The organism is Blastopirellula sediminis, from assembly GCF_020966755.1.
GTDB classification, from domain to species: domain Bacteria; phylum Planctomycetota; class Planctomycetia; order Pirellulales; family Pirellulaceae; genus Blastopirellula; species Blastopirellula sediminis.
Map to the genome: position 1 here is coordinate 1,954,291 of NZ_JAJKFT010000010.1, position 20,774 is coordinate 1,975,064.

Here is a 20,774-nt window from a genome sequence, read left to right on the forward strand (position 1 = left end):
GAGAATGACGATCGATGAGCAAGTGTTGGATTTGCTGCTTCAGTGGGAGGAAATGTCGGCGAAAGGAAAGAAGTCCGACATTCGCCAATTGGCCGCCGGGGACGCCAATCTAGAACAACGGCTCAAACGCCATCTGGTCGCGCTCGATCGAGTCGCCTGGCTCAAGCAAGAGAGCAAGGCCAACATCCAACAGCCGTTGCCTTTCCCCAATGCAACCCAGCTAAGTCAGCGGCTGCTCGATATTGACTTGCCGATCCGGTTTCAAATGCGGCTGGCCGCGCATCGGCGAACGCACGGATCAAAACAGGGGCGTTACGTCATCCTCGACAATCTGGGCGAAGGGAGGATGGGGCAAGTCGCTAAGTCGCGGTCCAGTAAGATGGCTCGCAGTCGTTGCGTTGAAGGAAAGTTCCGTCGCCCGTCGTTTGATGCGAATCCATGAAAATCGACCAGAACATCCTGGATCTTCTCCTGCAATGGGAAGAAGCGACCGCTGAAGGACGGCCGCTCGATGTGACTGCGCTCACTGCTGAACGACCTGATTTGGCGGAAGCGCTTGACCGCCATATTGCCGCGCTGAAACGGCTGGCATGGTTGAATCAGAATGACGATGGCCAGCCAAGTCCCAATCTGCCGTCGATGCAATCGCTGGGCGATTCGTTATTGCTGCCTGACGGGGTCGATCTGATCCAGCTGCAAGCGAATCTCTCCAAGGCGGAGATCGTCGACCCCGAGAAACTGAACGAGTTGTTGCGGGTTCGCGCTCCGAAGAACGCCTGGCAACTCAGCAGCCAACTGCTGGAAGCGTCGCTATTAACGCGGTTTCAATTGCGCGCGATCGCGCATGGCAAGACGCGCGGTTTGAAGTTGGGCCGCTACGTGATTCTCGACAAGATCGGCGAAGGGGGAATGGGTCAGGTCTATCGAGCCTGGCACAGCCGTATGGATCGCGAGGTGGCGCTGAAGGTGCTTCCGCGCGAGTCGATGTCGAAAGCGGACGGCGTGGCCCGCTTCAATCAAGAAGTGCAAGTCGCGTCGCAGCTGAGCCATCCGAATATCGTCACCGCATTTGACGCGGACGAAGCGGAAGGGCTTCATTTCCTGGTGATGGAATTCGTCAACGGGAAAGACCTGAGCTCGATCGTTCGCCGTGACGGCCCCCTCTCGGTCAGCCAGGCGATTGATTGCGTCACCCAGGCTGCACGCGGTTTGGAGTACGCCCACAGCGTCGGACTAGTTCACCGCGACATCAAGCCGGCTAACTTGCTGTTGGACGATAGCGGCGTGGTCAAAATCCTCGATATGGGGATCGCCCGCATGGAAGGGAGCGATGATACGAACCTGACGCAAAATGGCGTCGTGATGGGGACGATCGACTACATGGCGCCCGAGCAAGCGATCGACGCCAAGTCGGTCGACGGCCGCGCCGACATTTATAGCTTGGGATGCTCGCTCTACTTTCTGCTGACGCGTCGTCCGCCGTTTACCGGCGAGACGCTGATGGCGAAGTTGCTGGCGCATCGCGACGTGTTGCCGCCAAAGCTGCAAGGGTTGCGCAAAGACATTCCCGCCGGCTTGGAGTTGATCTACCAAAAGTGCATGGCGAAGCGCCCCGATCATCGCTACGCAAACGCTACCGAGTTGATTGCCGATCTCGAAAAACTAGGGCCGCAAGCGTCTGGCGCCATGGCGCCGATCGGTTTGCAACGACCGGAAGCGGAGCTGGAAACGTCTCCCACCGGCGTGCTGGAAACGCAAGCCTACGTCGGAACAAATTTGGCCGTCTCTCCGGCGCGTTCGTTGGTCACCGAGTTGAGAACGAAACTCCGGCTTCCCGATCGATTCGGCGTTATCTTTTTGGGAATTGTCGGTCTTGTTCTGCTGCTGATCGGCGGATACTTCGGAATGGGCTTTTTGTTCCAAGGGCCAGGCGCCGGCAATCTGTCGATCTCGATTTCTGATGATGATCTCGTCGCCCATTTGCGTGATCAGGTTGTGACGATCGTCAACGAAAAGACCAACAAGTCGACCGACATCATGTTGAATTCGACGGAACTGGATCAATCTCTAACGCCGGGCGACTACCGGTTTGTCTTGGAGTCGACTTCTGGCATCAAGACCGACTCTAGCCGGTTGACGATCAGCAACGGCGAAGATTCGCAAGTTCGCATCTATTGGGAGCCGCCGACGCCCGATCCAACTGCGATCGTGAAGAACGGCGAAACCGAAGAGATGCCCGCTGCGCCTGCGGACGGGAAGAGCGGGGAGGAGAAATCAGCGTCGACTGCGCCGCCGATCGCCGCATCGTCGCTGCCGGAGATCGAGGTTCCCAATGGGACTTGGGTTGATCTGTTATCGCAGATCCAACTGCCGGATCACGTCATTTTCGGCGATTGGTCCCGAAGCGGAACTTCCTTGGTCGGTAACAGCGGCATCCATCGACGTGTGATGGCGCCCTACGCGATCAAAGGGGACTACCTGTTGGAAATGGAGTTCACCCGGTCGAGCGGAGATGAAGCGGTCGGCTTGCATTTGCCGGTTGCCGACACGTCGTGCGACTTCCTCCTTTCCGGTTGGCAGGGAAGACTCAACGGGCTGCGGAAAATCAACGACAACAACCTGGATCGACAGCCGCAATTCGCCGATTCGGTCAAGGCCGGGCCTGCAATTGCCAATGGCAAGCGGCACAAAGTGCTCGTGCAAGTGAAAGCGGTCTCCCCCTTCGAAACCAATATCCGCGTTGCGCTGGACGACGTTCCTTATCTCGACTGGACCGGCGACAATCAGTCGCTGATCAACGATGCGGAAACGATATTTCCGCTGGTCCAGGCGCCCGGCATCTTTTTGTTTTCCTCCCCCACCGAAATTCATTCATTCCGTCTGCAGCATTTGCAGAATGGAGAGGGACGGCAACTCGGAGACGACTGGGGCTATCCCTTCTTTCCGGTTGCGAACGAAGCACCGTCGTATCTTGATCCGTGGTGCTTGAAGTGGAATGGGAAGTCGTATTACATCTCGGCCGAAAAAGTGAACTTGCCTGACGCGCAGCGAATCGCAAAACGTTACCACGGGCGTTTGTTGACGATTTCTTCGGAAGCGGAGCAAGCGTTCATTTTTGAGCATACCAAGGGGCAAAACTTCTGGATGTCAGGATGGCGCAATATGCGCACGGCCGGTTGGCGCGATGATCGTGGTCGCAAAATGACGTTCCAAGGACGGTGGGCGCCAGGGCAGCCGGACAATACGACCTCCAATTCCGAATTCTTCCTCGGCGGGTACTATCCGTCGGCGGATCAATTTGGCTGGAACGACTACCCCGCTCATGCGGCTTGCTTCGCGATCATCGAGTGGGGCGAAGAAGACCCGAGCGGCGGTTCGCCTCCGTCCGCTGACACGGTCGCCAGCGGAAATGGTTGGCAGTCGATATTTAACGGCCGCGATCTTACCGGTTGGCAAGTTCAGGGCCCGCCCGGTTGGCGCGTCGAGGACCAGCAGATTGTCGCGGATGGAGAATCGTACCAAGACGCCGGCTGGCTGATGTTGGAGCAGCCGTATGACGCTTACGAATTGGAATTCGAGTATTCGTTGGGGGCCGGCGGCAATAGCGGTATCTTTCTGGACGGCGATCCGACCAAGTCCCCGCTCGGGGCTGAGTTCCTGGAAATCCAATTGCTGGACGACGACGCTCCGCAATTCCGCGGTCTTTCCCCCCTGCGCCGTACCGGCAGCTTGTATGGTCTTGCTCCCGCTACCATTTTGATGGCTGCGCAGAAGACCCCGTGGCGCAAAGTGCGTGTGTCGTTCGACGGGAAGACGGCGACCGTCTACATCAACGACGCGATGGTGATGACGCATCAGTTGAGCCGCCAACATGCGACCGGCCATATCGGCTTGCAGCGACACACCGGTCGTGTGGCGTTTCGCAACTTGCGAGTCCGCGATTTGAACGAAGCCGCCAGCAGCACGACCGACTTCGCGTTGCCGGCCAGTTCGCCGTGGGTCGATCTATTGTCGTTGGTAGAACTGCCGGATCATGAGTTGAACGGCACGTGGCGTCAGCGCGACGGCAGCGTGATCGGCATCGGCGGAGGCCGAGGACAGTTGATCCTTCCGTACGAGGTGACCGGAAGTTACGAATTGGAAACGGAGGTCACTCGCCTGGATGGGGACAAGGGAATTGCGCTTCACTTGCCGATCGGTTCGGCTACGTGCAACTTCGTATTGTCGTCGAGCAGCGGACCATTGCGCGGCTTTCAGGCAGTCGACGGAATACATCTGAATCGTTTGAATCCGTCGACGGGGCTGTCTCAGTGGAATGTCGACATGGTGAACGGCAAAAAGTACAAACTGGAGATATCGGTTCAATTGAAACCTGAAGATCGAGTTCAACTTTCCGTTGCTTTGGACGGCAAGCGAATTGCGCACTGGACCGGCGTTACTCAACAGCTTTCGCAAACTCCGGGGATCGTTTTTCCGCATCCCGATGTGCTGGGACTTTACGTGAACCAAACGTCGGCCGAGTTTCATTCGCTCAAGCTGCGCCATCTGGGCGATGGCGAGGGAAAGCCGCTTCAGGGAGACTGGAAATCGTCCTATTCGAAAGTGGCGGATCGGCCGCCGGCTGCGGTGATCGGCGATTGCGAACTTTGGAATGGTCGCTATTACTATCATTCGCCGGAACGAATGAAACTCGATCGTGCCCAACGATTGGCCGTTGCAATGAATGGCCGGTTACTGCTGGTTTCGTCGCCGGAAGAGGGAGACGCGATAAGGCGAATTCTGCCTAACGACACGATCTGGACCGCCGCATGGCGGCGAAACGTAGCAAATGAATGGTATGACGAGCGAAACCGCCGACTTTCCTACTTCGGAACGTGGGATGCCGGCGGCGGGTACGACAGTCGGCCGCTTGAGCAGTTCATGGCGTTCTGCAGCGTGCCGCCGTCGCCATGGGAAGCGGGACGAACGAAATACATGGATATTGACGCCAATCGTTCCTTGACAGTGTTGATCGAATGGGGAGAAGAGTACCCCGCCGCGCAGACGCCGCGAACATATGTGAGCGAGCCGCGACTGGCGGACCTCGATCCGCAGCAAGGGAACATGATAGTGCAACTGGACGAATGGGACGTCACCCCCAGCACTAGCGTCTTTCGCGATCTTGACGGCTATTTGCAGATGAACGAACCGGACACGACCGTCCTGACCAAGAAGACCGATTGGGGCGCCGTCGACGTTCGGTTCGTCGTTTCGGCGTCGAAAGGGACCGAAGCGTACTTCGTCTTTGAAAAGCAGGATAACTTCGCGATCACTTCGTCGATTCGGGACGACCAGAATGCGATCTCGGTTGGCTATCAAGGACTCAACTTCGCCGCCCGTGAGTCGGGGAAGACGAAGGTGAGTATTCCGTACGAACAAGATTTTGAGTTGCGATTTCGCACGCGACCCGGCGGTCGCTGGATCGACGTCAACGGGGCGATGGCTTCCGGCATCGCTTGGAGCCAAACGCCGTCCGGGGCGATCGGGATTCAGTTGAAGAAAGGGAGTCTGACGATCAAACGGGTGGAAATCATGAAGAGGTAGTCGCCGTTGACGTTCGGAGCGGCGAGCGTAGTTTTCCCTTTTACGTGTTCCTATCGAGAGTCGCTTTGTTCGATGACGATTGACGCACGCATCTTGGACCTATTGATTCAATGGGAAGAGGAAGCGTCGGCGGGCCGCGCCGTCGATCTTCAGCAACTTGCTGGCGGAGATCCTCAACTCGCACGGCGGTTGCAGCGGCATATCGATCGCTTGGGCAAGGTCGCCTGGCTGGGGCGAGAGGTTGACGGCGAATCGCAAATTGAGTTGCCGCAACGCGAGACGCTGCAAACCGGCATGCTGTTGCCAGACGGCGTGCAATTGGCTTCGCTTCGCGAGAATCTGGAGAAATCCGAGCTCCTTTCGCCCGAAGTCCTGGCGGCGGCGTTTGAAACTCCGCACGCCGCCAACGTCTACCGATTGTCCGCCTACCTGCTGGATTCGGAGTTGCTGACGAGATTTCAGCTCCGCGCGATCGCGCATGGAACGACGCGCGGCTTGATCCTGGGACGCTACATGATCCTCGACAAGCTGGGCGAAGGGGGAATGGGGCAGGTCTACAGGGCGCGACACCGGCGTATGGATCGTATCGTAGCGCTCAAAGTCCTGCCGCGAGACTTGATGTCGCAGCCCCACGCGATCGATCGTTTCAATCAAGAGATGCAAGTCGCCGCGCAGCTGCATCATCGGAACATCGTTCGCGCCTATGACGCCGACGAGGCGGAAGGGCTCCACTTTTTCGTGATGGAATACGTCGCCGGCAGCGATCTGCAGAGCGTCGTTCGGAGCGAAGGTCCTCTCGCTCCGTCCCAAGCGATCGATTGCGTCCTCCAAGCGGCGAGCGGTTTGGAATACGCCCACGGCGTCGGCCTGGTGCATCGCGACATCAAGCCGGCGAACTTGCTGCTGGATGGTGATGGGACGGTCAAGATTCTGGACATGGGAATCGCCCGACTGCGACAGCCGAACGCCGAGAAAGCGAGCTTGACGCAGGATGGAATGGTGATGGGGACCGCCGACTTCATGGCGCCGGAACAAGCGATTAGCTCGAAGTCGGTCACGCCGCAAGCCGATATCTATAGCCTCGGCTGTACCCTTTACTATATTCTCACGGGGCAGCCTCCCTTTGAAGGAGATACGCTGATCACCAAATTGCTGGCGCATCGAGAGCAAGAGCCGCCGCGATTGTCGGCATTCCGAAGCGATATTCCGCTGTCGCTGGAACGAATCTATCAGCGATGCATGGCGAAGCGACCGATGGAGCGATATCTCTCAGCCGCCGAATTGATCGACGACCTGCAGCGACTACAACCGCAAGTCAAATCGTTGCCGGCCGTTCGTAATGCGCCGTCGGTTCTCGTTCCGGCCGCCAAAGCCGATACGGCGCCGACGGGCCTGATCGAGATGCTGCCGAGAATCGGCACAAGTCTGCTGGCCGAAACGTTGGAGATTGTGCCGCCGCGTCGGCGACCGATGTTGTACGGCGCCCTGGCTTGCGTAGCGCTGGTTTTGCTCGCCGCGATCGGCTGGAATTTACTCCCCATGACCGCGTCTTCCGGCAGCCTGGCGATCTCGATAGCGGATGACGACTTCGTCGCCCATCTGCGCGACCACGAATTGGAACTGATTAACGCCAAGACGAACAAGCCGACCAAAATCAAGCTGATCAGTTCGCAGCAGATCGCCGCCTTGCCGGCGGGACGCTATCGCGTTGTGGAAACCGACGGCGAGGGGATGACGGCCGACGTCGCCGAATTCACGATCGCCAGCGGCGAGCGGACGCCGCTGCATCTTGAATGGGCGACTGTCGAAGAAAAGCGGAAGATGGGCGAGCAACTCGCGGTCGATGCAACAACCGCAGACGCTACGCCAGTTGTCGCCGAAATGCCGGCAGCTTCGACGCCAGCGGAAAGTGCGCCGGCAATAACGGAAAGCGCCGCGGAGGCGCCTGGCCAGTGGAAGTCAATCTTCAATGGAAAGGACCTCACTGGTTGGACGCAATCCGCGGGGACTAAAAAGTGGTTTGTCGCAAACGGCGAGTTGAATGGGACCGACGCTACTACCGCACTTGTTTCGGATCGACATGACTATCAGGATTTTCGTTTGCGGATGGAGGCGTATCTTGCAGAAGGGGTCAATTCCGGAATCTCGGTGCGGACGGCGACCGATTCGTATGATCCAAAGACGTTTGCCTACGACGGTTGGGTACTGAGAGACTCACGCTACGAATTCGAACTCCACATTCCCACCAATCAGCAACATGACACCATCGGAACTGTGTTTCGCGTCGCTGGGTACAAATTGACTTCGTACGCGGCCAAAAACAGCCAACGCGTCGTCCAGCCGAATCGTTGGTTCCAGTTTGAATTAGAAGCGATCGGCGGCAAAATGGCGGTCTACGTTGATGGCCGCAAGGTGAGCGAGGGAATCGATCCGAAGCCGTTGGGGGCGGGAGCGATTGCGTTTGTCAACTTCTTTCCGGTAAAGGACGCCGCGATTCGATTTCGCAATATTGAAATCCAGGAGTTGGACGCTGGCGTCACGACGTCGGAGTCCGTACCGCCTCCCGGCGCCGCCGGCGCGGCGCTGGACCGTCCATGGATCGATGCGCTGTCGCTGGTTAAGTTCCCTGATCATGCGATCACGGGGAGTTGGGGGCGGAACGGCGATAGCGTTATCGGACTGCGAACGATGAACTCGCGGCTTATGGTCCCTTACGCGCTGAACGGAAGTTACGAGTTGGAAATGGAGTTTACCCGGCTCGAAGGAGACGATGCTCTCGGCGTTCATTTGCCGATCAACGAGTCTTCCTGCGCCCTGGTCATGTCCGGGTTTCACGGGGGGCCGCTCGGCAGCGGACTTCGGATGGTTGACGGCCTGGAGTTGCGAGATTACCCCGCTTCATCAAGCGCATTCGCTCAGGGGGTTATGATTGTCAATGGGCGTCGTTATCAATTGGCGTTGCGGGTGAACGTGGGCGCGTCATCCGATGTTGCGATCTCAGCTCGTTTGAATGATCAAGAGATCCTGGATTGGCATGGGACATCAGATCAGTTGTCCAATTCGCCGCAGTGGGCTTTGCCGATGGAATGTGCGCTCGCACTACTCATGTACGATTCCAGCTACGAGATACACTCGTTGCGGGTCAGGCCTTTGGAAGGGGGGCAGGGAGTCTCGTTGGCGCACGATTGGGGAACCCCGTTCTATCCTGTCGCCGATCGGCCGCCTGACGAGATTGCAAATCAATGCTCGACGTGGAACGGACGCACGTATTTCCTTTCCCCTAATCGGATGAATCTGATTGAATCTCAAAAACTGGCGCGCCGGCTGCAAGGGAGACTATTGACGATTTCGTCTCCGGAAGAATCGGCGGCCATTGCCGAGATTGCCGCGCGAAAACCGATCTGGACGGCCGGCTGGCGTCCCAGCGGTAATGATCCTTGGAGGGATGAACGAAACCGCCCATTGAGATTCTTGCCGGAGTGGCAGGCGAAGCAGCCCGATAATTGGTATGGCCGGGAAGCCTTCTTGGTCGTGGAAATGCCCGGCACGAATAGTAACAAGGGAGTGACGCCGTTAGCGAACGATGTGATGCCTCACTTGAAATGGCTGTACCCCGTGATCGAATGGGGAGAGGAATATCCCGATCCGTAAATCGCGCCACTTTCGAGTGTTTGGCAGTTTCTCGGAGTCGCGCCCCCCAGAACTCGTGCTGCCCGAACTTCTTCTGCGTGCTACAGTTAAGAATTCTTTTGGGGAGGAGCGTTACGGGGACCTGCCGGAAGCATGCCGATGACGGACGAACAAGCGTCGACTGACAAAGACGAACACAAGGGCTCATGGGCCAAGTTGTCGCTGGTTGCGCTGGGGGTCGTTTACGGCGACATCGGTACGAGTCCTCTCTACGCGATGCGGGAATGCTTTCAGGCGGAACACGCGGTCGCTGCGTCGCATGATCATGTCCTCGGCGTCCTTTCGCTGATCTTCTGGGCGCTGGCGATCGTCATTTCGACCAAATACCTCATCTTCATCCTGCAAGCCGACAACGAAGGAGAAGGGGGGATTCTGGCGCTGGCGGCGCTTGTTTCTTCCAATGACACGCAAAACGAATATCGACGCTGGGTCATCTTCACCCTGGGTCTGCTCGGCGGTTCGTTGCTTTACGCCGACGGAATGATCACTCCGGCGATTTCGGTCTTGAGCGCCGTCGAAGGGATCGAGGTCGCGACGCCGGCGCTCGATCACTTCGTCGAGCCAATTACCATCGCCATTCTGATCGGGTTGTTCCTGTTTCAAAAACGGGGCACCGCCAGCGTGGGAACGGTGTTTGGGCCGGTCATGATGATTTGGTTCGCCGTCTTGGCTGGCATGGGCATCTTCCAGCTGATTCAGGCTCCGCAAGTGCTGACCGCGATCAATCCGGTCTATGCGATTCGGATGCTTTCGGAGAACGGACTTGCCGGCTATTTAGTTTTGGGGTCGGTCTTTTTGGTCGTGACCGGTGGGGAAGCGCTCTACGCCGACATGGGGCACTTCGGCAAACAGCCGATTCGCATCAGTTGGTATTACGTCGTGCTGCCGTCGTTACTGCTGAACTACTTTGGCCAAGGGGCGTTTCTGCTTCGCAATCCGGAAGGCGCCGTCAATCCGTTCTATCTGATGGCGCCTGGCTGGGCGCTCTATCCACTGGTCTTGTTGTCGACCATCGCTACGGTGATTGCGTCGCAAGCGGTGATCACCGGCGCCTATTCGCTGACGCTGCAAGCGATTCAGCTTGGCTATAGCCCCCGCACGACGATTCGCCATACGTCGGCAGAGCAAATTGGTCAAATCTACATCCCCCTGATCAACTGGACGCTGATGTTCGCGTGCATCGGGTTAGTGCTCGGCTTTCGTTCCTCGAACAACCTGGCCGCGGCGTACGGCGTCGCCGTAACGATCACAATGGTGATCACCACGGTCCTCTTTTTCCTGCTGACGCGCATGCGGTGGAATTGGCCGCTGCCGCTGGCGCTGACGGTTTCGGGGATCTTCCTGGTCGTCGATCTTTCGTTCCTGGGAGCGAACCTCTTCAAGATTTCTAACGGCGGGTGGTTTCCGCTGTTGGTAGCTGGCGCCGCCTACACGCTGATGTCGACTTGGATGTCGGGACAACGACTCCTCGCGCGGCGGATTCGCGAACGGGCCCTCTCGGTCGAGCTTTTCATCGCCGACCTGATGAACGATCCTCCCCGCCGCGTTCCGGGGATTGCGGTGTTCATGACCGGCAATCCTGTCGGCACGCCGCCAGCGCTGCGGCGGAACGTCCGTCACAACAAGGTGCTGCACGAGCAAGTCGTCTTCTTGACCGTCACCACCGCCAGCGTTCCGCATGTGCGATTGGCGAAGCGGGTTGAGTTTGAGGAAATCGGCGAAGGGTTTTTCCGCATCCAGATCAGCTACGGCTTTATGGATTCGCCCCATATTCCTCTCACCCTGGCGACAATTCCGACCGACCAGCTGAATCTTCAAGGGGAAGACGTCACGTACTTCCTGGGAACCGAACGTCTGCTGGCGACGGAGCGACCGGGAATGGCGATGTGGCGCGAACGGCTGTTCGCCTGGATGGCGCGCAACGCTCAGCCGGCGACCGCCTACTTCTATCTGCCGCCGGACCAGGTGATCGAAATCGGTTCGCAAGTCGAGCTGTAATCGCCGTGCCCGCTACTGGCCTGCTGCGTAAGCGAGGGAATGCGGAACGCCTCTGCGAGACGAGCTTCCTGTCGGCTCACGTGCCAATGCGCTACCAGGACAACACCTTTTGGAGCAGGCGATTCGCGTTTGTCGGCGAAGTCAGCTGTCGCACCACTTGCGACATCGCTTCGATCGTCTCTTCCAGGGCGCCCAGATCGAACGGCGTTTGCGTTACGGGATAGATGTCGATGTGGTAGAGAGGCGCCGGAGGCAGATAACCGACCGAGCCGTTTAGCAGGTTCACGCAGATGATCGTTTGCTTGGGAAAGCGGCGGCGAAGCTCAAGCTGCAAGATCGAATACGATTCGGCCATGCTGCCGATGAGAATCGCGTCTCCGATTCGCCAGGCCCAGATCGGTAGCGAGTAGGTGTCTTCATCCCCCAGCGAACGGCGAATGTCCCGTTTGCGGCGCAATCGTTCGGCGATCGCGCGATTGGTGCAAGCGGCTCGTTGTCGTTCAAACTCGGCGGCGGAAGGCCAATCTTTCAGGGGAACTTCGACGCTCGACTCGATCGCCGTCAGTTGCGAACTGGGAGTCGCGGGCTCATGGCGCCAAACGGCGAGCGAAGCGCCGGACTCGACCACCTCTCGATAGACGAGATTCGTTCCCGGCGGCTCCATGTTTTCGAGCGTCGCCAGTGCGGCGTAGGCGAGTTGTCGGCCATGCCGATCGACCGTTTCCGTGTCGGCCACATATTGATAACGGGGCGCCAGGTCGCCGGAGGCGCCTTGCAGGAACAAAGCCGTCGCGCCGGTTTGCTGTGCGATCAGCTCGCGCATCGCGCCGAGATAGTCGGGTGAGATCGCATGGTTCTCCCAGGCAAGCGTCGTCGGATGGCAGGCGTAATTGACCAGAACGCCGCGCAATGCCCCGACGTTATCAGTCAACCGGCCGACCAGCAGCGTGTCGTCCGCTTGGGCCGTTGGATTGAAACCGCACAAGACGCGATCGGTGCTGACGTTCGGATCAATCAAGTCTCGATTGGTCGCCAGGCTGCAGCGCCCGGTCTGCCAATCAAGCGTCGCGGCGAACGTGTTATCGAGGGCGGCGCGGATCGTACGAATTAACGTCGCCTGCAAATCTTCGAGCCACTGTTGCTGCAGCGTCTGACCAGGCAGACCAGGATCAAGCTCGGCCAGCGGCGGTGATGCGTGATTGTGCGCGAGGCCGAAGAGAAACTGTTCCGGCGCGAGCGAGAACTCTTGCAGCACCGTCGTTTGAAGCTGCTGAAACGTTTCCAGCGTTTGCCACCAACCGAGATCGGCGTCGACCAGCACCAGCGGCGGTGAGTTCTCATCTGCGCGCAGCGCTAGCGCCGTCAAGATCAGCGGGCGATGAATCGCAGTGGCGACGTCATGTTCGGCGGCGCCCCAACAGCGAGAGTAAACGCCGAGCGGCGGCGTAATGTCGGCGGTCGCCAAGCCGGCGCATCCTGACCAGCCAGCATGGGCATATTGGAAGGGAGGAGTGGGAGAGGAGGTCATCGGTTTGCTTTCCGTGCGTGCGAATTACCAATCGCCGACGCTGCCGTCTTCGTAGAATACCCGTTGCAGCAACTCTTGCTCAAACGGGTGTCGCTTGATTTCTTCTTCGTTTATGTTGATCCCCAGCCCGGGACGCTCGTTCGGCGTGACGGTTTGCGTCTTCGGATCAATCTGAAAACCTTCGTCGACCACGTCGTACCGCCAAGGTACGTCGTTCTGCACCGATTCGCAAATGACGTAGCTTGGCTGCGAAAAACCGAACTCCAGCGAAGCGGCGGTGCTAACGGGACCTTGCGGATTGTGGGGCGCCAGGGCGATGCGATACGCTTCGGCCACGGCCGCAATCCGCCGCGCTTCGCTCAAACCGCCGCAGTGGGTGATGTCGAGCTGGCAGATCTCGCAGCCGCCGGCGGCGAACAGATCGCGAAACGCCGCCAAATGATTGAGTCGTTCGCCGGTCGCGATCGGAGTCGCAACGGCGGCGTTGATCTTGGCTAATCCCTCAAGCGACTCGGGCCAGCAGGGCTCTTCCAGGAAGTAGAGGTCGTATGGCTCCAGCGCTTTGGCGAACTGCATCCCCATTGCCGGTGATGGTCTGGCGTGGCAATCTACCATGATGTCGACGTCGGGGCCGACCGCTTCCCGCATCGCTTCGACGCACGCGGCTGCGGCTCGTACCGGCTTGTTTCCTTCGATCGGCATCGTCGGGGGAACCGCCATCGACTTGAAAGCGGAATAACCATGTTCGACCGCATCGATCGCGAGTTCGGCGAACCGCTTCGCGTTGTCGACCGGCGTCTCGTAAAAGTCTTCCATCTTGCCGCCGCCGAGATGGGAGTAGAGCCGGATCTTGTCGCGAACGGGACCTCCCCAGAGTTGATGGCAAGGGACTCCGTGCACTTTGCCGAGGATGTCCCAGAGGGCGAGATCGACGCCGGCAATCGCCGTAGCGCGAACGATCCCGGTCCCGTGCCAAAAGTGCTGCCGCCACATCATCTGCCAGAGATATTCGATGCGGGTCGGGTCTTGCCCGACGAGAAGCTGCGCCAGGTCTTCGACGGCGCCGACGACGCTGCGGGTATGCCACTCAAGAGTCGCTTCTCCCCAACCAACGAGACCAGGCTGATCGGTCGTGACTTTTACGAAGACCCAATTGCGCATCCGCGCGTGGCAAATCAAGGTTTCGACGCGTTTGATTTTCATACGCTTTTGAGAATATCGCTCCTTAGAACGTCGCGACAACGACAAAGCTGTAAGACTCCCTTGACGAAAAGTTAGTTGCGAATGGCGCCAATGTCAATAATATTGGGCCTGGGCGCCTTTCCGGCAAGCTTGATTCATTCCACTTCGGGGCGGTGGCCGATATTCGTCAGGGTGCTTACCATGTGGCTGGATAGATGTGAGAGATTGAAGGTCTAGCGAAACGCGAATTCCCCCCACGTATGATGTCGATCACGACTTACATTTACGAAGATCTCAAAGCGCGGCTTTCCTCCGACGAGGAACTGCCGGTTCAGTTGACGCTGGAGTCGCTCGCCGATTTCTACGAAGTAAGTTTCTCGCCGGTCCGCTCGGCGGTCGATCAGTTGATCAAGCAGGGCTATCTCGAAAAGGGGGAAGATCGTCGGCTGACTCCCAAAGCGACGCGAAAACGATCGTCAAAGATTAGCGACGCGGCGTTGCCGGCGCCGCCGCAAGATATGTACGAAGTGATCGCCAACAATTTGGTTCGGCTCAGCTTGGACGGTGAAGCGATCGACTTGCGAGAAGAAGCGACCGCCAAGCAGTACGGCATCAGCCGCTCGGCCTTGCGGATCATCTTCAATCGATTGGCCGGCGCCGGGTTGATCGAGCATATTCCGCGGCGCGGCTGGCGATTGCGACCCTTTCGGCAGAAAGACCTTCAAGCGTTTTTGGAAGTTCGGGAACTGCTTGAACTAAAGGCGCTCGAGCTGGCTCAGCCGCATCTAATCGAGGACGACCTGCGGAAGATCTTGGCCGGCAATATTCTGCCGGCTTCTGAGAACGACTTGCCGAAAATCGACAACACGCTACACGCCTACATCATCGAAAAGGGGGATAACGTCTACATTCAAGACTTCTTTCAACGACAAGGTCGTTACTACGATATCCTGTTCAACTGGGAAGAACTCGATCGTGACGCGGCGATCGAAACGGTTGAACAGCACCAAGCGATTCTGAATGCGCTGCTTGCGAAAGACTGGCCCGCTGCGCGAAACGCTCTCTCTTATCACATTCAGAACAACCACCCGGTGTTGAGTAAGATTCGGCCGAAGACCGAATCGTAAGGTAACTCGGAACGCTGTCTTCTACCTTCGTGCGCTTTCTCTCTCTTCAAAGCGTGCCCATCGACTTTTCGATTTCAGTGCGAGTCGTTCGCTAGGTAACAACGTGCAAAAAATTTTTTCCGCTTCGTTGTCCGGTTCTGCGCGCCGTTGCCGCTTGTTGGGTTAGAGCCGCCTAAAAAAATTGACATTGCTTGATGGGTTCTCTATCGTGAACCGCACGAGATGGACTAGTCAAAGTTAGGGGGTTAATTGTTTCCATAGGGATGGAAAACTGGGCGAGTTCGTCCGACGCCCATTTCACAAATAACGGACGACAAACTCGGGGGAGACTTTGCTATGTCGATGATTCGTTTGTTTAGCGTCGCTTTGTTGGTCGTCACTTTGGCGTCGGCGGTACGGGCCGATGACAAGGTAATCACTAGTGAAAAAGCTCAGGCGCATCAGTGCGTCTGCCGTGCGTGTTACGTCAATTTCACGAAGGAATTCGGCGTTCCGCTCGAGTTTTTGGGATCCCTGGGACATTCGATCCATGATGCTCGTTTGGCTCCCGATCCGGCAGGCTTGGCGATTTGTTCCCGTAGCCTAGCTGTTGCCGAGCAGGTGTCAGGCAAAAAGGCGTCGGTCACTTCGGATGAAGTGATGTCCGACGCGATTCGTCTGGCGAAGCTCCGCGGCGTTTCGACTGAACTGGAAGCGGTCAAATTGATGGTGTCGGATGACGCCGTCAAGAAGGAACTGACGGAAGCGATCGAAGACGCCAAGGTCCGCGAAGAAGAAGCGAAACAAGACGCTGAAGCGATCGCCAAAGGTGAACAGACCAAACAACTGTTCGGTCGCCTGACCGTTTACAACCAGTGCGGCGAATGCGTCCGCGTCTATGCCGGCGGTCGCTACCTCGGCGTTGTTCACGAAGGACAAGCCGCTTGTTTCCACGTGCATAATCACGACTACCACACCGAGCTCGAAGCTTACTGCGTCGAAGAAGGTCACTTGGTCAGCGCCGACTGCTCGGAAGGGCATCGTCACAGCTACACGTGGTACATCCGCTAGTCGCTTTCTCAGCGATCAATACGAACTGATCTGGCGGCGACGAACTTGTTCGTCGCCGCTATTTTTTCCGTAATAGGGACAAGATCGATGTTCAATCCCATTCCTTGGCGACCGATGATCTGCTCCTGCTTGTTTCTGACGGTCGCTTGTTGCGGCGTTTTCGCGTACGGACAAGATACGACCGACGTTTCCTCAGATCGTCGATACGCCTTGCTCGTCGGTTGCACCGAATACCCGGATTCGCAAGCGTTCCCCACATTGCGTGGCCCATCGAACGACGTGCGGATCTGGCGCGAACTGCTGACCGGCAAGGAAGGGGAGGGCTTTGGCTTTCCGGAAGCGAACGTCACCGTTTTGACGGGAAAAGCGGACGATACGGAGAAGTCGCCGACGCGGCGAAATATCCTTCGTAAATTCGATCATCTCGCCGAGGTCGCCGATTCCAATTCGCACATTTTTATTCTGCTCAGCGGGCATGGAACGCAGCAGCCGATTGCGGACGATCAAGATCCGTACGATCCCGAAAATCCCGAAGAAGACGGCTACGACGAAGTTTTCCTACCGGCCGACGCGCGTCCCGGTTCCGGCGAGATCGAAAACGCGCTGGTCGACAACGTCATTGGCCAAAAACTTGATCAGATTCGGGCCAAGGGGGCGTCGGTGTTCGTGGTATTCGACTGCTGCTTCTCCGGCACGATGACCCGCGCGATCGACGGAGTCGAAAAGAGCCGCTTCGTTCCGCATGACCGTACCGGCATTCCGGCGGAGAAGTTCGCTGCCGCCGCCGCCAAAGTTAAAGCGGAAGTCGCCCAGAAAGAACAATTGTCAGCCGATGAGGAATTCGTCGAAGCTTCGGCGTCCGGCGTCGGCGACCTGGTCGCGTTCTTTGCGGCTCAGCCGTTCGAGTGCGCGGTCGAATTGCCGTTGCCTGCCGGCGCCGAAAACCTGCCCGAGAACTGCTACAGCCTCCTCAGCTATTCGCTGGTTCAGACCTTGCGTCAGCGCCGCGCGCCGATGTCGTATCGGAGTTTGGCCCATGCGTTGTCGGGGCAGTATCGTGCGGCCCGCGGCTCGCGTTTTCCGACGCCGTTCGCACAGGGAAGTCTGGATCGCGAAGTCTTAGGATTGATGCAATGGCCGATTCACGGCGACTTGCTGCTGCATGCGGAGGACGGGGAGTATTCGATCGCGGCAGGCTCCTTACATGGCGTGACGGTTGGTTCGATTCTGACCGTGGAAGATCCCATTGCCGGGGTCGTGGGGCATGTGAAAATTGCCGCGCTGCAACCGGCCAAATCGCAGGTCGTACCGTGCGGCTGGGAAGGGGCTCCTGCACCGACCGACCCGCTTCCCGATGGGGCGCGGTGCAAACTCGTCTATCGCGAATATGGAGATTTTCGTCTGAAACTGTTCGCCGACGATCCCATGGTCGTCGGGCTGTTTCCGAAATTGAGCGAAGAAGTTCGCGCTGAGATTTCGCTCAGCAATAACCGGGAAGATGCGCCGTGGAGCCTCCGTCGCGTTACGCCGAGCGAAGCGGTCCGTTGGGGTTTGACGAAGCCGACGGGAGATCGAATTCTGTTGGTGCATGGAGACGCAGCACTGCCAGAAGATCGTTCGAGGGACGACGAGACTTCCGCGATCCTGCATCGCGTCTACGGAAACTATGCGACCGATCCGGAGAAGTTGACCGGAGAATTAAACCGTGACTTGCCGAGGTTGTTCGCGTGGGAAAACCTGTGGAAGGTCGCCGGCGGTTCTGGGACCGGCGGCGACGCCAAGCAATTGGTGGAGGTCACGACGACGTTGTTGGCGTCTCCAACCGATACGACCGGCGTTGTGATGAACAAAAGCGTGATCAACGATGGAGAAGTTCTCTCGTTCGTGCTCAAGAACGACAGTCCGCGAAACATTTGGATTAGTGCGTATTATCTTGACGCCAACATGGGAATTCGCCAGGTAATCGCACCGCGCCAAGTTCGGCCGCGAATGTCGCTACGGCCCCTTGTCTTGCAGTTGACGACCGAGGGGGGAGGTTCAATCGGACAAGAAGGACTGATCGTCTTTGGTGATCCTGTGGGGGACTCGAAGTCGGCGCCTAACTATGACGTCCTACAGCAGCTACCGCTGTCGGCAGACGGAGCAATCATGCGTGATGTGCCGAGTGAACCGAAATCGCCGATGGAAGCGCTGCTCGCGACGATTGCGACCGGTAGTCGCTTTCGCGGAGTCGGCGTGCAAGATGGTTCAGCGCCGACGATCGTCACGCAAAGCTGGATCTTGGTCGACAAGAAGAAGCCGTAAAACGACAGTATAAAAAGGGGAAGCCGCGCCTGACGCAGCTTCCCTTTTTTCTTTGAGAGGTTATCAGGAGGTCTCGCGGCGACTACTTCTTCTCGCCGGCTACCTGCTTGACTGCGGCGACCACATCGGCCGGTTCGGCTCGTTGGGTGTAGTCGGCGTCCAGAAACGCATAGCGGATCTTCCCCTTGGTGTCGATTACATAGGTGGCTGACAGCGGCAGTTCCATCGCGTCGCTGCCGTTCACTTCGGCCAGCTTCAATCGATCGCGATAGAGCGGGAGAATCGGATCGGGTAGCGCGAAGACGAGTCCGTACTTGCGAGCGAGGCCGTTCTCTTTGTCATAGAGCGCCACAAAGTCGACGTCGTTCGCTTCGGCCGTCTCTTTCGCCTTTTCGGGAAGTTCCGGCGTCAGCACAATCAGCTTTGCTCCGGCGCCTTCGATCGCTTTCAGCTCTTTCTGCATGGCGCGAAGCTGCAAATTGCAGTAAGGGCACCATCCGCCGCGATACCACATCAGGACGACCGGGCCTTCGCTCCACGCGTCGCTCAGCTTGACGGTCTTGCCGTTCCAGCCGGTCAACTCAGCGTCGATTGCAGCGTCGCTAACTTGCTTGGCCGATTTTTCGATGCCGGTATCGCGAACCGTTTGCACGGCGTCGCGCATCGTCTTCAGCATCTCCGGCGGAAAACGTTTGCCCGCTTCCTCCGATTTTTGCTTCAGCTGTTGTTGGAGCGTCTGCGGCTGGCTCTCTTGGCCCATCGCCGCATGAACAAACGTGGCTGCCAACATCAAGCAACCAGCGTACGCAAGTTTGCGCATGACAGGGGTTCCTTCGACGGAATGGTTGAGGGGGAAGTTCAACTAGAAGGAACTTTACGCAGCGGCGGAATTGGGCTCGGTACGCTGCGCTACATCCGCCGAAAAGTTCTTCTCGATTTCATTTTTTCGCCGACACGGCGGGCCCTGTTGGGTATTTCAGCAGCGTGGCGCCTTCTTTCGGCATCGACTTGAGTGCGGCGGCTAACTTGACGTGCGCTTCTTTGGCGCCCGGCGTCGCATCAAGATCGGCGATTGGATGCTTTTCGAGCACGTCGTTGGCGACGTCGATCAATCGGCCATCGTCATACAGCTTCCATCGCTGGTCTCGAACGAAGCGAACCGGTTTCGTCTTTTCGGGACGCGGATTGTAGTAGCAGTAGAACCACTCGCGCGGCGTGCCGGGCTTGCCTAACAGTTGCGGCTGAAAGGTTTGCCCGTCGACTTTTCCGGGGAGCGCGACGCCAGCGAAGTCGGCGAAGGTCGGAAAGAAGTCGGAGAAGTCGACCAGGTCGTCGCACGTTTTGTCGGCCGGAATGTGGCCGGGCCAATAGCCGACCAACGGGACTCGCATGCCGGCGTCGGTCGTTTTTCCTTTCCCTCCTTTGATCTTCTCGCCGTTCAGCTCCGAGACGATCGGAGCGTTTGTCCCGTTGTCGCCGACGAACAGGATCAACGTGTTGTCGGCCAGACCGCTTTGTTCGACATGGTCGACAATCTTGCCGACCAGCTTGTCCATGTAGGCGACCATATCTTCAAAGTTTCGCTGTTTGGCCTTGCGATCGCGCTTCTTGCTGTCGGGCGTCGGCACGAACGGATCGTGGACAAGAATCATCGGGTAGTAAACGAAGAAAGGCTGATCTGATTTTTGATCGATGAACTCTAGAATGTGGTCGACGCAGATGTCGGGCCCGTATTTCGAGTTTTCAAACTGTTTGTTCTCACCGTTGATGTTCAGCAGCGGTCCGTCGTAGCGCTCGCCTAGCTTATCGACTTGCCATAAGCACCATTGGTCGAAGCCGGCCTCGCCGGGGAGCGTTCCTTTGGCCCGGAACTGCTGTGCGTAGTTGTCGGACCCATACAATTGCCACTTGCCGGCGATCATGTTGCGATATCCGGCCTCTTTCAGCAGATGCCCGAAGGTGTACTGATCGCGATTGAGAACCGAAAAGGCGGAGTAGTTCCGCGCGTTGACCAGTCCAGTCATCAGCTTGACGCGGCTCGGCGTGCATAGAGGTTGCGAATAGCAATGCGTAAACCGCATCCCCCCGGCCGCCATCCGATCAATGTTCGGCGTTTGGTACTGCTTGGAACCATAGCAGCCAAAACACTCGTAGCCGATGTCGTCGGCCATGATCAGGATGATGTTGGGTCGCTTCGTTTCGGCGGCCAGCAGCGACAACGGCGCCAGAAGAAGCGTCAGACAAGCGAGCGACAGGCTGTTACGCATGGCAGGACTCAAGCGAAGGGAAGGGGGAGAAAGGCTCTATTCTAG

General features: G+C 57.9%; 11 protein-coding genes. 7 read left to right on the top strand and 4 right to left on the bottom strand.

Annotation, left to right across the window (positions count from 1 at the left end; genetic code table 11):
* Nucleotides 1-4 precede the first annotated feature (4 nt).
* From LOC68_RS19520 to LOC68_RS19535, 4 genes are all read left to right on the top strand, one after another.
* The gene (locus LOC68_RS19520; protein WP_230221849.1) at nucleotides 5-442 is read left to right on the top strand and encodes a hypothetical protein; all 438 of its coding nucleotides are present in this window, start codon (nucleotides 5-7) and stop codon (nucleotides 440-442) included.
* Nucleotides 439-5,583 (top strand): protein kinase domain-containing protein, encoded by a 5,145-nt coding sequence (locus LOC68_RS19525; RefSeq protein ID WP_230221850.1) that lies wholly within the window; start codon nucleotides 439-441, stop codon nucleotides 5,581-5,583. The genes LOC68_RS19520 and LOC68_RS19525 overlap by 4 nt, the downstream gene beginning before the upstream one ends.
* A 72-nt stretch (nucleotides 5,584-5,655) precedes the next feature.
* Nucleotides 5,656-9,234 (top strand): protein kinase domain-containing protein, encoded by a 3,579-nt coding sequence (locus LOC68_RS19530; protein WP_230221852.1) that lies wholly within the window; start codon nucleotides 5,656-5,658, stop codon nucleotides 9,232-9,234.
* 138 nt (nucleotides 9,235-9,372) lie between these two features.
* Entirely contained in the window at nucleotides 9,373-11,271 is a 1,899-nt protein-coding gene (locus LOC68_RS19535; RefSeq protein ID WP_230221854.1) for a potassium transporter Kup, read from the top strand.
* Between the two features lie 91 nt (nucleotides 11,272-11,362).
* Here the strand turns inward: LOC68_RS19535 and LOC68_RS19540 are convergent, their stop codons facing one another.
* Together LOC68_RS19540 and dgoD are read right to left on the bottom strand one after the other, a co-directional pair.
* Nucleotides 11,363-12,799, bottom strand: a complete 1,437-nt coding sequence (locus LOC68_RS19540; RefSeq protein ID WP_230221856.1) for an alkaline ceramidase — start codon at nucleotides 12,797-12,799, stop codon at nucleotides 11,363-11,365.
* A gap of 24 nt (nucleotides 12,800-12,823) precedes the next feature.
* Nucleotides 12,824-14,002, bottom strand: a complete 1,179-nt coding sequence (gene dgoD, locus LOC68_RS19545; protein ID WP_230221858.1) for a galactonate dehydratase — start codon at nucleotides 14,000-14,002, stop codon at nucleotides 12,824-12,826.
* Between the two features lie 239 nt (nucleotides 14,003-14,241).
* Here dgoD and LOC68_RS19550 point away from each other — a divergent pair, with 239 nt between their 5' ends.
* From LOC68_RS19550 to LOC68_RS19560, 3 genes are all read left to right on the top strand, one after another.
* Nucleotides 14,242-15,108: a GntR family transcriptional regulator gene (locus LOC68_RS19550; protein WP_230221859.1), complete on the top strand. Its 867-nt coding sequence runs from the start codon at nucleotides 14,242-14,244 to the stop codon at nucleotides 15,106-15,108.
* 336 nt (nucleotides 15,109-15,444) lie between these two features.
* The gene (locus tag LOC68_RS19555) at nucleotides 15,445-16,158 is read left to right on the top strand and encodes a hypothetical protein (protein WP_230221861.1); all 714 of its coding nucleotides are present in this window, start codon (nucleotides 15,445-15,447) and stop codon (nucleotides 16,156-16,158) included.
* An 87-nt stretch (nucleotides 16,159-16,245) separates the two neighbouring features.
* Nucleotides 16,246-18,462, top strand: coding sequence for a caspase family protein (locus tag LOC68_RS19560; protein ID WP_230221863.1), 2,217 nt, complete (start codon nucleotides 16,246-16,248; stop codon nucleotides 18,460-18,462).
* A gap of 82 nt (nucleotides 18,463-18,544) precedes the next feature.
* On the opposite strand, the gene LOC68_RS19565 is transcribed toward LOC68_RS19560, so the two are convergent.
* A complete protein-coding gene (locus LOC68_RS19565; protein WP_390623386.1) occupies nucleotides 18,545-19,282 on the bottom strand; it encodes a peroxiredoxin-like family protein in 738 nt (245 codons plus the stop codon).
* Between the two features lie 118 nt (nucleotides 19,283-19,400).
* Nucleotides 19,401-20,729, bottom strand: coding sequence for a sulfatase-like hydrolase/transferase (locus tag LOC68_RS19570; RefSeq protein WP_230221865.1), 1,329 nt, complete (start codon nucleotides 20,727-20,729; stop codon nucleotides 19,401-19,403).
* Nucleotides 20,730-20,774: the final 45 nt, after the last annotated feature.

What these genes read in the sequence shown, in the direction of transcription:
- LOC68_RS19560 (WP_230221863.1), top strand. Translation starts at nt 16,246, where the DNA reads ATGTTCAATCCCATTCCTTGGCGACCGATGATCTGCTCCTGCTTGTTT.
- LOC68_RS19565 (WP_390623386.1), bottom strand. Translation starts at nt 19,282, where the DNA reads ATGCGCAAACTTGCGTACGCTGGTTGCTTGATGTTGGCAGCCACGTTT.
- LOC68_RS19555 (WP_230221861.1), top strand. Translation starts at nt 15,445, where the DNA reads ATGTCGATGATTCGTTTGTTTAGCGTCGCTTTGTTGGTCGTCACTTTG.
- LOC68_RS19535 (WP_230221854.1), top strand. Translation starts at nt 9,373, where the DNA reads ATGACGGACGAACAAGCGTCGACTGACAAAGACGAACACAAGGGCTCA.
- LOC68_RS19550 (WP_230221859.1), top strand. Translation starts at nt 14,242, where the DNA reads ATGATGTCGATCACGACTTACATTTACGAAGATCTCAAAGCGCGGCTT.
- dgoD (WP_230221858.1), bottom strand. Translation starts at nt 14,002, where the DNA reads ATGAAAATCAAACGCGTCGAAACCTTGATTTGCCACGCGCGGATGCGC.
- LOC68_RS19525 (WP_230221850.1), top strand. Translation starts at nt 439, where the DNA reads ATGAAAATCGACCAGAACATCCTGGATCTTCTCCTGCAATGGGAAGAA.
- LOC68_RS19570 (WP_230221865.1), bottom strand. Translation starts at nt 20,729, where the DNA reads ATGCGTAACAGCCTGTCGCTCGCTTGTCTGACGCTTCTTCTGGCGCCG.
- LOC68_RS19530 (WP_230221852.1), top strand. Translation starts at nt 5,656, where the DNA reads ATGACGATTGACGCACGCATCTTGGACCTATTGATTCAATGGGAAGAG.
- LOC68_RS19540 (WP_230221856.1), bottom strand. Translation starts at nt 12,799, where the DNA reads ATGACCTCCTCTCCCACTCCTCCCTTCCAATATGCCCATGCTGGCTGG.
- LOC68_RS19520 (WP_230221849.1), top strand. Translation starts at nt 5, where the DNA reads ATGACGATCGATGAGCAAGTGTTGGATTTGCTGCTTCAGTGGGAGGAA.